Genomic DNA, 7,867 nt, shown 5'->3' with positions numbered 1-7,867 from the left:
GGGCACGTCCCCGCGCCCCAGCAGCCCGCCGAGCCGCCGGCGCGGCCCGAGCCGGCGCCCGCACGGGACCGCGGCCAGCGACGCCCCATGGGGCAGGAGCAGCAGGAGGGCGACCTCCCGATCGACGAGATCCTCACCGAGATGGTCCGGCTCGGCGCGTCCGACGTGCACCTCACCACGGGTACGACGCCCATGGTCCGCATCAACGGCTCGCTCAAGCCGCTCGACGGCTTCGGGCAGGTCATGCCCGAGGGGCTGAAGCGGACGCTCTACTCGTTCCTGACGCAGAAGCAGCGCGAGAAGTTCGAGGCCAACCTCGAGCTCGACCTCTCGTACTCGGTCCGTGGGCTCGCGCGCTTCCGCGTGAACATCTACCAGCAGCGGGAGTCGATCGGCGCCGCGTTCCGCGTGATCCCCTACGAGATCAAGCCGCTCGAGGCGCTCGGGATCCCCGCCGTCGTCGGCACGTTCGCCGGCATGCCGCGCGGGCTCGTGCTGGTGACCGGCCCCACCGGTTCCGGCAAGTCGACGACGCTCGCCTCGATCGTCGACCTCGCCAACCGGACGCGCGAGGACCACATCATGACCGTCGAGGACCCGATCGAGTTCCTGCACCGGCACAAGAAGTGCGTGGTCAACCAGCGCGAGGTCGGCCAGGACACGCACTCCTTCGCCAACGCCCTCAAGCACGTGCTGCGCCAGGACCCGGACATCATCCTGGTCGGCGAGATGCGCGACCTCGAGACGATCTCCGTGGCCCTGACGGCCGCCGAGACCGGTCACCTGGTCTTCGCCACCCTGCACACGTCGGACGCCGCGCAGACCATCGACCGCGTGATCGACGTGTTCCCCGCGCACCAGCAGTCGCAGGTCCGCACCCAGCTGGCCGGCGCCATCCAGGGGGTCGTCTGCCAGACCCTGGCCAAGCGCTCCGACTCGCCCGGCCGTGCCGTGGCCACCGAGGTGCTCGTCGCGACACCCGCCATCCGCAACCTCATCCGCGAGGGGAAGACCCACCAGATCTACTCCGCGATGCAGGCCGGCGCCAAGCAGGGGATGCACACCATGGACCAGCACCTGGCCGAGCTGGTGAAGACCGGCAAGATCTCCTACGAGACCGGCCTGGAGAAGTGCCACCACGTGGAGGACTACAACCGCCTGACCGGCCGGTTCTCCGGCGGGTCGCAGGGCGCTGCTGGTCTGGGTGACCAGGCGAGCATGGGCGGCTCCTCCTTCGGAAGCCAGGCCCTCTGATGGCCGGCGCGACGAAGACCTTCGAGTACGCCGTCCGGGACAAGGGCGGCAAGATCGTCAAGGGTCGCGTGGAGGCGACCAACCAGGCGGCGGTGGCCAACCGGCTGCGGGAGATGGGCCTCGCGGCCGTCTCGATCTCCGAGGTCAACACCGTCGGGCTCAACGCCGAGATCAGCATCCCCGGGTTCGGCGGGAACAAGATCTCGCTCAAGGACCTGGCGATCATGTCCCGCCAGCTGGCCACGATGATCGACTCGGGACTCTCGCTGCTGCGCTCCCTGACGATCCTGGCCGAGCAGACGGAGTCCAAGCCGTTGGCCAAGGTCATCGCGCAGGTGCGCAACGACGTCGAGGTCGGCACGGCGTTCTCGACCGCCCTGGCCAAGCACACGGACGTGTTCCCGCCGCTGATGATCAACATGGTCAAGGCCGGCGAGGTCGGCGGCTTCCTCGACCAGACGCTCGTCTCGGTGGCGAACAACTTCGAGTCCGAGGTCAAGCTGCGCGGAAAGATCAAGTCCGCCATGACCTACCCGGTCGTCGTGTTCGTCATCGCGATCCTGGCCACCACAGGCATGCTGCTCTTCATCGTCCCGGTCTTCGCGGGGATGTTCTCGAGCCTGGGCGGAAAGCTCCCGCTGCCCACGCAGATCCTCATGTGGATGTCGCAGGGCCTCAAGGTCGCCATCATTCCGCTGATCATCGCGCTCGTGGTCTTCTCCGTGTGGTGGGGAAAGCACAAGAACGACCGGGGAATCCGCGAGCGGATCGACCCGTGGAAGCTCAAGATGCCTGTCTTTGGGCAGTTGTTCCGGAAGATCGCAATCTCCCGGTTCACGCGCAACTTCGGCACCATGATCCACGCCGGCGTCCCGCTGCTGCAGGCCCTCGACATCGTCGGGGAGACCAGCGGCAACCTGGTGATCGAGCGCGCCGCCAAGGCTGTACAGGAGTCTGTCCGACGAGGAGAGTCCCTGTCAGGACCGTTGTCGCAGCATCCCGTGTTTCCCCCGATGGTCGTCCAGATGATGGCCGTCGGTGAGGACACGGGTGCGCTGGACACGATGCTCGCCAAGGTCGCGGACTTCTACGACCAGGAGGTCGAGTCCACCACCGAGCAGCTCACGAGCCTCATCGAGCCCCTCATGATCGTCGTCATCGGCGCCATCGTTGGCTCCATGGTCATTGCCATGTACATGCCCATCTTCGGCGTTTTCGCGCTCATTGAGTGACCTACTGCTCCGAGCGAGTGAATCCGAGATCTCCTGCACATTCTGCTCAAGGTGCGACCGGTCCAGGACGATGCATCGGCTGTAGGACCGAACCGGCTCTGCCGGACTGAAATGTGACACCGACCCCACGTCGTGACCTCAAGGGAGCTCATCATGATCGCTCGTATCCGCAAGTCCGTCGAGGAGAAGGACAAGGGCTTCACCCTTATCGAGCTCCTCGTCGTCATGATCATCATCGGCATCCTCGCGGCCATCGCGATCCCGGTGTTCCTGAACCAGCGCAAGAAGGCCGAGGACTCCGCTGCCAAGGCGGACGTCTCCACCCTCGGCAAGGAGGTCGCCACCTACTTCGTCGACTGGGACGGCACCACCGCCGTCACCGTCGGCATCGCGGGCGGCAAGCTCCAGGTCAACGGCCTGCCGGTCGGGAACGCGTCCAAGAACGTCGCGATCGGTGGCACGGCCGCCCTCGCCGACGACCAGGCCTGGTGCGTCGGGGTCACGAACCCCAAGGGCGACAAGGCCGTCGTGGGCTACAAGTACTCGGCTGCCGGTGGGCTCGAGGAAGGCACCTGCTGATCCGAAGTACCTGATGCCCCGGTGGGCGACGCGAGCAGCGCTCTCGTTACCCACCGGGGCTTCTTCGGTCCGTCCGACCATCGATTCGTCCGGGTCATCCGCACCCGTCCCCAGCGTCCCCTGACAGGCAGAGGTGTACACCGTGGTAGGTAGCCCGCGCGGCGCCCGAGGCGCCGACCAGGGGTTCTCGCTCATCGAGCTGGTCGTCGCGATGGTGGTGCTCGGCACGATGGCCATGGCCGTCATCGGCGTGATCATGAACGCCCAGTCGCAGGGCGTGGCGAACCGCAGCCGGATCGCCGCCGCCAACCTGGCCGCACGGGAGATCGACCTGGTGCGCGAGGAGTTCGCCGCCACCAAGACAGGGCCCGTGAACCTGGCGGCCGCCGGCTACGTCGTCAACCCGCACCCGCTGTCGGGGGGCACCGCCGGCCAGCCGCTGACGATCGACGGCCGCGAGTACACCATCGTGCGCACCGCCCAGTGGAACATCGCCGGCACCGGGGCGTCCGCCTGTGAGGGTGGGTCGCTCGTCGCGTACCCGACCCTCGGCGTGACGGTCTCCGTGACGTGGCCGGACATGGGCAACGTCCAGCCCGTGGTGAGCACCGCCGCTCTGGCTCCGGACAAGGAGACGGGCGTCGACAGCACCGACTCCTTCATCGCCGCCAAGGTGCGCGACCAGAACGCCGACCCCTTGACCGGGATCCCTGTCACGGCGACCGGCGGCGCGACGACCATCGGCTACACCGACGCGTCCGGCTGTGCGGTGATCCGGGTCAGCCCCGCGGTCGCCGGCACGGCGTACACCATCACGGTGGCCGACAGCAGCTACGTGGACCTGTCCGGGACGCCGAACCCCAGCAAGAACTCGGGCGTCATCCTGCAGGGCCAGATCTACGCCGGCGCCAGCTTCAGCGTGGCCAAGGCCGCCAGCGTCACGGTCAAGATCGTCCGTTCCGACGGCGTCCCGCTGACGGACGCCCAGGCGAGCGGGTCCACCGTGACCCTCGTCGCGTCCCAGTTCTCCGGTGCGTCGGGGGAGAGCCCGCGGATCGCCACCGGGGTGCTCACCACCTTCGCCAACCTGTGGCCGACGGGCTACGGCGCGTACTTCGGCAACGTCCCGCCGACCGGCGGCTACGACGTGCACGAGCTGCCCCCGGGCGGCCACATCACGATCGACGTCCCGCTGGACATGGCCGCCGTCCTCGCCACCGGGCTGCCGGCCGGCACGACGAACGTGATCGCCGTTCCCGCCGGCACCCCCACCACCTGCACGACCGGGACCTCCGAGCCGGTCTCCGGCGCGGGTGCGAGCTTCCTGCTCATGCCCGCCGCCTACGACTTCTACGCGGTCGGCAGCACGTTCGCCTGCTCGCCGGGACCGGTCAACGTCGCCCTCGGCGGCGGGGAGAACGAGGACATCGTCTGGGCGACCACGACGATCCGCATCCAGGGTCTGGCCAGCGGCACCGTGTGGATCGCCGAGAAGCAGAAGTCCGGCCTCGCGACGCTGACCACGTGCCCGACGACGGCCCCCGTAGGTGCCATCGCGGTGAACATCGACGGCGCGCGGACGGCACCGGTCGCCATCCCGGCGGGCAGCTGGTGGGTCTGGCAGACGAGCGGGCCCTGGAACGGGACGTGCGTGAGCTACCCAGACCTGATCAGCGCGTTCTCGGCTCCGTACGGGACGGCGACGTCCAAGACGTGGGGGGCGACCCCGCCGCCGACGCTGTATTCGGCGATCACGATGACGAGCGTGGGCACCACCAACCGGTGGCTGCTGCTCAGCACGGCCACCGTGAGCACGTGCACGTCGTCGACCGCGACCACTGCCGGGACCAGGTACCAGTCGGGATCGAAGTCGTCCTCGACCGTGCAGACGCTCACGATCCCAGGTGGGGTCCCGCGGCCGGTCACCGGCACCACGACCTACTACGCATACCTGTGGAACAAGGAGACGACCGGCACGGGCAACAGGTGCACGGATGCGGGAACCTATGTGGTGGGCCCGGCGACCACGACTCTCTCGAAGTCCCTCGGTTCGTCGTCGGTCGGGCCGTGATCGCCCACCTGCGCCGGGCGGTCCCGGCACGACGCGACGAGCAGGGCACCACCCTGACCGAGCTGCTGGTCTCGATGCTCGTGTTCTCGATCCTGCTGGCCGCGGTCGGCACGCTGACGATCGGCTTCACGCGGACCAACGCCCAGTCGATCTCGCGGCAGAACCAGGTCGACTCGGCGCGCGTCGTCGTCTCGACCATGACCAAGACGCTGCGCACCGCGGTCATGCCGAACCAGCTGACCAGCACCTGCACGCTGTGCACCGAGGACGCCTTCGTCATCGGCAAGGGCTTCAGCGTGCAGTTCTACGCGAACATCAACAACCCGGGGAACACGGTCGGTCCGAGCCGCGTCACCTACACGCTCACCACCACGGGGGCCGACGCCGGCACGCTGGTCGAGAAGGTCCAGGTGCCGGACTCGAACATCCCGTCGGCCACCGGGTACGCCTACTGCGACGCGGAGGCGTCCGGCTCGCCGACCGCCTGCCGGAACCGGCTCAGCACGCGCGTGCTCGCCCGGGGCGTCCAGTCGGACACGGGCCCGATCTTCGCCTACTACGACCGGACCGGCGCGCAGCTGACCCCCCCGACCAACGGCACGCTCACGGCGGCGGAGCTCAAGAAGGTGCTCGCCGTGGAGCTCGTCGTCTCGGTCCAGGCGCAGGACGCGACGAAGGTCGACCCGACGACGTACATCCAGCGGGTGACGCTGCCCAACGCGCAGGCCGTCCTCCGCCAGGAGGAGGAGGACTGATGACCAGGTTCCGACGCCCGCGAGCAACCGCCGACGATGAGGCCGGCATGGCTCTGCTCCTCGTGATCGGGTCGATGCTCGTGCTCGCGATGCTCGCGATGACCGCACTGGCGTTCACCGTCTCGAGCCAGAAGTTCGCGCGCTACGACCAGGACTACTCGAGCACCATGTCCGCCGCCCAGTCCGGGATCGACGACTTCATCTCGCGGCTCAACCGCGACGACGGGTACTTCCTGGACGTCGACTGCACCAACGACGCACTGAAGGGTCCCCTGGTCGCCGCCAACACCTGTGGCTGGGGCGCCGGCACTCCCGAGGGGTGGCTTCCCGTCTACCCCGGAAAGACAGCGGAGAAGGACGCCTTCTTCCACTACTCGATCGACGCGTCGCGAGCCCAGACCGAGGGCACGATCACGGTGCGGTCCACCGGACGCGTGAACGGCGAGTACCGCACGGTCGAGGCCGCCGTCGGCAAGGGCGGGTCCACCGACTACGTCTACTACACCGACTTCGAGTCTGCGGACCCCTCCAACGTGCAGTCCTACACACCGGCGAAGATCGCCGCCCTCACCGCGACGGAGAAGGCCGCCTGCGGTCTCGGCGGGTATGACCCCGCCCTGTACTGGTGGGAGGGCCGCCAGGGCAAGAACTGCAACGAGATCACGTTCATCGACGGCGACGAGCTCGAGGGTGCGGTGTTCTCGAACGACTCCGTGCTCGCCAACGACCCGACGTTCACCGACGGGTTCCTCTCGGCCAACCCCGAGTGCCGCGACGTGACCGGTGTGACGTCCACGTGGAAGAAGTGCCTCCGCAAGACCGGCGCCAGCTACAGCACGGCGGACTTCAACGGGGTCCAGCCGGCGTACTCCAAGGCGCTCTACCTGGACGACAACTCGGCGGCGTTCACCGGCTACCCCGGGTGCCACTACTTTGGGTCGACGCGGATCATCTTCGACGCCGCGGGCACGATGCGGGTCTGGAACAAGGCGGTCAACGGCGGCAGCAACCCCATCGCCATCGGGCCGCCCCCCAGCGGCGCCGCACCCGACTGCGGGAGCACATCGGCCCTGAACTCGGCCGCGGGTGCGACCGTGGCCGTGCCGGACAACATGGTCGTCCAGGTCTCCCCGGCCAACACCGGCGTCACCTACGCCCGCTGCGACGCCGGCCAGATCGGTGGTCCGGGGACCTCGGCGCTGCCGCTCGGCACCTACACGAAGGCGCTCGCCGCGGCCAAGCCGGCGGCCAACAACGCGAGCTACACCTACGACATGACGATGAAGGAAGCCACGAAGTACTGCCAGGAGGGCAACCTCTACGTGCAGGGGACCGTGAAGGGGCGGGTGACCCTCGCCGCGACGCAGTCGGTCATCCTCACGGGCGACATCATGCTGGCGGGCGGGCTGACCGGCGCCGACATGGTCGGTGTCGTCGCGACGAACTCGGTCGAGGTCTTCCACCCGTGGATGGCCAAGGTCTCCGGCCCCAGCTCGGGGTGCCCGAGCTCCAGCTGCAACTGGGGGACCGATCCCGGGTCGGAGACGGGTGCGGTCGCGGGCTGGCCCGTGGACGTCACGCCTCCGGCGGGGATGACCGCCTTCACCGGCATCGAGATCATGGGCTCCATCCAGACGCTGCAGCACTCGTTCTACGTGCAGCGCTACGACAAGGGCACGGCCGCCGGCCTGCTGCGGGTCGACGGTTCGATCGCCCAGCGCTGGCGCGGGATCGTCGGCCAGAGCGGCGGCTCGGGCATCACCGGCTACACCAAGAAGTACGTCTACGACACCCGGCTCAAGTACAGCGCGCCGCCGTACTTCCCGCGGTGGGTCAACGCGCAGTGGTCGCAGCGCTACTTCGGCGAGGTCAACACGCCCGCCGACATCAAGTCCTGACGGCGGCACGGTCGCCGCTCCTCGGCGGGGGCGGCGACCGTGGCGCATTCGCCCCGCCTTGTGAGCAACGTCCGGCAG

General features: G+C 68.5%; 6 protein-coding genes. All 6 read left to right on the top strand.

The genetic code is table 11. The annotated features are described in order from the left end of the window. Nucleotides 1–1,254 (top strand): type IV pilus twitching motility protein PilT (locus RYN42_RS08165; protein ID WP_315095268.1); only part of this gene is annotated, 1,254 nt, incomplete at its 5' end. After that, nucleotides 1,254–2,486: a type II secretion system F family protein gene (locus RYN42_RS08160; protein WP_315095267.1), complete on the top strand. Its 1,233-nt coding sequence runs from the start codon at nucleotides 1,254–1,256 to the stop codon at nucleotides 2,484–2,486. The genes RYN42_RS08165 and RYN42_RS08160, both read left to right, overlap by 1 nt. Before the next feature lie 153 nt (nucleotides 2,487–2,639). Next, nucleotides 2,640–3,065, top strand: a complete 426-nt coding sequence (locus RYN42_RS08155; protein WP_315095266.1) for a prepilin-type N-terminal cleavage/methylation domain-containing protein — start codon at nucleotides 2,640–2,642, stop codon at nucleotides 3,063–3,065. A 142-nt stretch (nucleotides 3,066–3,207) separates the two neighbouring features. Then, the gene (locus RYN42_RS08150) at nucleotides 3,208–5,136 is read left to right on the top strand and encodes a type II secretion system protein (protein WP_315095265.1); all 1,929 of its coding nucleotides are present in this window, start codon (nucleotides 3,208–3,210) and stop codon (nucleotides 5,134–5,136) included. Then, the gene (locus RYN42_RS08145) at nucleotides 5,133–5,891 is read left to right on the top strand and encodes a prepilin-type N-terminal cleavage/methylation domain-containing protein (RefSeq protein ID WP_315095264.1); all 759 of its coding nucleotides are present in this window, start codon (nucleotides 5,133–5,135) and stop codon (nucleotides 5,889–5,891) included. The genes RYN42_RS08150 and RYN42_RS08145 overlap by 4 nt, the downstream gene beginning before the upstream one ends. 47 nt (nucleotides 5,892–5,938) lie before the next feature. After that, nucleotides 5,939–7,789: a hypothetical protein gene (locus RYN42_RS08140; RefSeq protein WP_315095263.1), complete on the top strand. Its 1,851-nt coding sequence runs from the start codon at nucleotides 5,939–5,941 to the stop codon at nucleotides 7,787–7,789. The last annotated feature ends 78 nt before the right edge of the window (nucleotides 7,790–7,867 follow it).

The organism is uncultured Cellulomonas sp. (assembly GCF_963527515.1).
In the GTDB taxonomy this organism is placed as follows: Bacteria; Actinomycetota; Actinomycetes; order Actinomycetales; family Cellulomonadaceae; genus Cellulomonas.
The sequence above is the reverse complement of the archived record's forward strand: the minus strand, read 5'-3'. Positions and strand labels throughout refer to the sequence as shown.